5 protein-coding genes are annotated in these 4,866 nt (G+C 48.7%); all 5 read left to right on the top strand.

Going from position 1 to position 4,866, the window contains the following annotated elements:
- Positions 1-498, top strand: a 498-nt coding sequence (locus C7H09_RS10815) for a hypothetical protein (RefSeq protein ID WP_206074316.1), incomplete at its 5' end; no start/stop codon positions are given.
- Between the two features lie 568 nt (positions 499-1,066).
- The gene (locus C7H09_RS19765; protein ID WP_133166227.1) at positions 1,067-1,672 is read left to right on the top strand and encodes a hypothetical protein; all 606 of its coding nucleotides are present in this window, start codon (positions 1,067-1,069) and stop codon (positions 1,670-1,672) included.
- Positions 1,673-1,882: 210 nt separating this feature from the next.
- Positions 1,883-3,454, top strand: a complete 1,572-nt coding sequence (locus tag C7H09_RS10825) for an IS1182 family transposase (RefSeq protein WP_106762525.1) — start codon at positions 1,883-1,885, stop codon at positions 3,452-3,454.
- A 203-nt stretch (positions 3,455-3,657) separates the two neighbouring features.
- Positions 3,658-3,987 carry a hypothetical protein gene (locus tag C7H09_RS10830; protein WP_106762526.1) on the top strand — a complete coding sequence of 110 codons (330 nt, stop codon included), beginning with the start codon at positions 3,658-3,660 and terminating at the stop codon, positions 3,985-3,987.
- Positions 3,988-4,488: 501 nt separating this feature from the next.
- Positions 4,489-4,797, top strand: coding sequence for a hypothetical protein (locus tag C7H09_RS10835; RefSeq protein ID WP_106761488.1), 309 nt, complete (start codon positions 4,489-4,491; stop codon positions 4,795-4,797).
- Positions 4,798-4,866: the final 69 nt, after the last annotated feature.

Below are 4,866 nucleotides of genomic sequence, written 5' to 3' on the forward strand. Positions count from 1 at the left end.
GGCGTTATGGAGATCAATATGAAAAAAATATTTGTATTATCTTTTATTTTTTTACTTGTGGCAGGCTGCAATGACAGCTACAGCTCCGAAAAAAAACTGGAAGAGATAAAAACGGAAATCGTTAAGATATTGGAAAGAAGCCAAGTTAGAGAAACTTATGGAACTACATACTCCTTCAGCGGATGTCAGTTTAAGATTGATCACTATCGGGCTGCACGTAATAATTGTAGAGGGCCTGGGTATGTGAACTACGACACTTACGATGTTTCCAATATCATTGTAAGCGTCGATGCAAGAACCCCGGGGATTAACTTTAAATGCGACGGCCAAAGTCAATGTAGAGTGTACCATATGACTCCTATGATACATTGTAAACGAACTGGGAAAGACCTGAAAGATCCGATGAATTCTGGTTGGGCTGAAGTCCATTCAATTTCAGAGGCTAAGCGCTTGGAGGATCTTTTCTATAGATTAAGGACAGAGTGCGAAAAACCGTAATGCTTGGAGCCACAATTAAGCTGCTCATCAATGATTGCATCAGGTATCACACAGTTCCTGAAAAAAGAAGACAATGAAAACTGCCGACGTGTTATCAGTGAATGTGAATTCAAACAGTAACAGCAGTACCAAAGGCTATAAAGCCCAAGAAGGTATACTGAAGTACCTTTTGGTCATGGGCATAGTGCCGTGTCTGACAATTAAACAAGGCGCGAGATGATTTGCTTTTGCCCATAACAAATGCGGTCAAGGGACGCTCCTCACGTCGCGCCCCTGCCGCTAGCGTTAGCTGCTCTAGCAGGGGAGTCTACGTTGAATCTGAACCAGAATAAAAGGAATCGAAATGTATAAGTTAGTTGCTAGCTCAATAATTTTACTGATGTTAAGTTTAAGTGGAACAGGACATGCGTCAATGTCGTATGAGTGTTGGGCGTATGTTAACGGGAGTCCAAGTAAAATGATTCATGTCTCTGCTGACAAAGTATCGAACGCGAAGAAGTTGGCCAAGAAGAGAATGGATAAATCGAAGATAAAATATGACTATATTGAATGTAAGTAAGTAGGTTTTATGAATGTGGTAAAACTCATAAAGCCGCAGAATAAGGGAAAAACAGTGAAAAAAAAGATAGCGGGTTCAAATATCATCTTCATTTGTGTTCTAGCATTAACTTTTGTAGGATGTTCGGATAATGAAAACGACGAAAATCGCAACAGTGGCAATTCTCAATCAAACGTAACTTCAGACGGTCCGACAAGACAGGAGACGTATGACTTCTTGGTAGGTAAGATGGATGGTTCATGGAGTCTATCTAGACCTAATGATTCATGGAAGTATCTCCATTACTTTTCAGGCTCTAAAGGACCTTGCACAATAACGTATATGAGAGTCAACACGCGAGAGAAACCGCGTGTAGAAGAACATACCAAAATAACCATTCCGTTAAAATCAGTCAATCCAGAATCAGTGAAAGTGGAAGGTGGGAACAATAGCGTTTCGTATGTAAGTATTGCCACCACCAATGGGTATAATGATATATTATGCGAAGGTGATTTTTGTGACGCTCCGAAGATTAGCAAGGTTACTATAAATGTGCTGACAAAAGACGCGGATAAGGTCGCCAAGGCAATGACTCATTTAGTAAAGCTTTGTGGGGGTAAAGCAGAGCTGTTCTGAAACGTGGCAGCCATAGTGGTCGTTGTCAGAGAGTGGCAGTGTCAAAATCCTGCCACTAACTAGCCGGTCAACCGGACGCCAAAAGCGTACCGCTTTTGGTTCCCTCCGCTATCGCTCCGGCGCCGGTTACCTCAGCGTTGAAGCTGTAGAAAAACCCCGAAATCCCCCTCGGTTTTGGTAGCATCAGGTAAACGGACAAGGAGTGGTCAGATGCCCCGCTTCAAGCATTACAATTACGACCAGGACGCCATGGTCGTCATCAACTACCAGGAGCAGTTGCAGCCCGGCACCTTTGAACATGCGGTGCACTATCTAATCGAGCACAAGCTGGACCTGTCAGTTTTCCATCCCAAATACCGCAACGAAGACACTGGCCGGTTAGCCTACGATCCGGCCATCCTGCTCAAGATCATCCTGTTTGCCTACTCCAAGGGCATCACCTCCAGCCGCGAAATGCAGTGGTGTTGCGAGACCAACATCATCTTCAAGGCCCTGTCCTGCGATACGGTTCCGCATTTCACCACCTTGGCCAAGTTCGTCAGCAGCCACTCGAATGAGATCGAAGAGCTGTTCGAGCAAGTGCTGCTGGTCTGCCATGACCAGGGCCTGCTGGGCAACGAACTCTTCGCCATTGACGGGTGCAAGATGTCGTCGAATGCGGCCAAAGAATGGTCCGGCACCTTTAAGGAGCTGGAAGAGAAACGCACCAAGCTGCGACGCCTGGTTCGCCATCATCTCAAGGCCCATTATGAGCGGGACGAGGCAGAAACCGAGGCCGAACTGGACCGGGATATCCGACGAGCGAAAACCATCCTGTCCCTGGATGAGGCCGCGAAGAAAGTCGACCGCTTCCTAAAGACGAACCGCCCAAGGATGGGCCGGGGGAAACGGAACAAGGAAGTGAAGAGCAACATCACCGATAACGAAAGCGCCAAGATGACCACCAGCAAGGGCACGATCCAGGGCTATAACGGCGTGGCCACGGTGGATAAAAAGCACCAGATCATCATCGACGCCCAGGCCTTTGGCGAAGGCCAGGAACACCACACTCTGCAACCGGTATTGGAGAGTGTGGAAGCCCGCTTCAAGAAGCTGGGCATCGCCGACAACATTTATCAGCAAGGTACCATCGTTACCGCTGATACCGGCTTCGCCAACGAAGCCAACATGAAGTACCTGCACGAACGGCAGATCAACGGCTACGTGCCGGACAACAAATTCCGCAGTCGCGACCCGAAGTTCCAGAACCAGAAAGACAAGTACGGCAAGCGTCATCAGAACCAACCGGTCACTGGCCGGAAAAACACCATTCCGGCCAGTGAATTCCAGTTCGATCCGGTCAAACTGACGTGCATCTGCCCGGCGGGCAACGCCATCAGCTACCAGGGCACACGCGAAGCTGAGAATGGCAAAATCCGCGTGCACTTCGAAGGCCGTTTGCTGCAATGCCGGCACTGCCCGAAGAAACACCAGTGCATGCAGAATCCCACTTCTGCTAATCACCGCAAGGGCTCGGGAAGGCAGGTGTCTTTCACTATCGAGAACAAGCGCCTGCCCAACTACACCGACTGGATGAAGCACCGAGTGGACAGCCCGCAGGGCAAGGAAATCTACAGTCACCGCATGTCGGTAGTGGAACCGGTGTTCGGCAACATTGGCACGAACAAAGGCCTGAACCGTTTCAGTTTGCGTGGCAAAAAGAAAGTGCAGGGTCAGTGGCAGCTATACTGCCTGGTACACAATATTGAGAAACTGGCGAATTACGGGCAGTTGGCGGCATGAAACAGGGATCAGAGTGCGGGAAATATGGTCCCTGGATGCAAGTAATACCGGCACTGGAAGCGGCAAAGACCCGAAACGACTCGCTGAACATCGAAAGTGGGATCATCAATCAGTTGATAGTCGCGGCAAACAATTTTAAGAACCAGGCGCTGGGAACGACTCGAAATCGGGTTTTTCTACAGCCTCGTTAGACATCAGGAAAAATGAATAGATCAAACGAAGATAAATACTGTGAACTAACTAAGAAATTTCGTGAGTTATTTGATCAGGAGTTGAGTGATGATGAACTCAATAACAAAACTGGTGGAATAATTGGCGATGAAGCTTTACAGCTAGGTGTATATATCTGGCTTCATAACCAAAGTGCCATTGAGTATTACGTCAGTTGGCTACCTCACTATCGTGGGGATAGCCATGGGATCATATATAAAAATGGCAAGCATGAGCTTTTAGCCACGTTACCGCAGATAGGGAAGGTAACTAAAGCAGAGCTTGAGTTACGAGCCGAGTTAGAAAGAAAGGGGCTAATTTGAAAAAATGCCTAACAAGGCAAATCAACTCGGACGTCAAAAAGCGCCGCTCGTTCCTCGCTCTGCTTTTTGCCGCCGGTGATTTGCAACGTTTAATGGCCAGGCACTTGTAGGTTTTTGGCTGGTGCCGTGCAAAGGCCTTGGCATCGGGATTGGTTGCAGTGCCCGCTCACTTTGGTGATGGCCAAGGCCGGAAAGTTCGCCGTCTGGTTTGGTTGCCAAAGTGGTCAGCGGTGTTGGTATTCATGGCGTGCCCCAGTCATGGGGCCGTCCGTCTCAAACGGTTATCGGGCTGGCAGGTTTTGCGTTCTGGTTCCTTTCGCCATCCGTCGAATTGGTGCAATCTGTCCGGGAGAGGGTATGCGGCACTTGGTTTTGACTCAACCACGGTGGTGAACGGCCATTAACAAGGCGGTCAACCGGACGCCAAAAGCGTACCGCTTTCGGTTCCCTCCGCTGGCGCTCCGGCGCCGGTTACCTCAGCGTTAAGTTTAGGGAGAAGCCGTGAACAGCATTATTGAATTCATGCTTGAAAGCGCTGTCGTAAACTCGATCCCGATATTTTTTGCCGCTGGAATTATCGCGCTCATTGGAGGGCCGTTACTCAAGAAGGCTGGTATTGGAACGTACTTCCGTGGCTTGATCTATTCTGTCATTGGTGTGAGTGCCGGAGTATGGAGTTATACCGTATTCGACATACCGGGTCGCGGTATTGAATTGCTTGAGTTTGCTACTCTTACTGTTGGTATGCTTCTCTATAGCTTGGTAATCATCATGCCCATTGTTGCGATTAAGAACCGCGCAAAAACTTAACAAATCGCAGCAGTACGCGGCTGATGGCCGCCGGACGCCCCTGTCGGGCCGCCGCTGTGCTTCGCGTTA

Origin of the sequence: Marinobacter fuscus (assembly GCF_003007675.1) — a bacterium.
Taxonomy (GTDB): domain Bacteria; phylum Pseudomonadota; class Gammaproteobacteria; order Pseudomonadales; family Oleiphilaceae; genus Marinobacter; species Marinobacter fuscus.

Bases quoted from the DNA above. Each gene is read 5' to 3' on its own strand.
- C7H09_RS10830 (WP_106762526.1), top strand. From the start codon at position 3,658: ATGAATAGATCAAACGAAGATAAATACTGTGAACTAACTAAGAAATTT.
- C7H09_RS10825 (WP_106762525.1), top strand. From the start codon at position 1,883: ATGCCCCGCTTCAAGCATTACAATTACGACCAGGACGCCATGGTCGTC.
- C7H09_RS19765 (WP_133166227.1), top strand. From the start codon at position 1,067: ATGAATGTGGTAAAACTCATAAAGCCGCAGAATAAGGGAAAAACAGTG.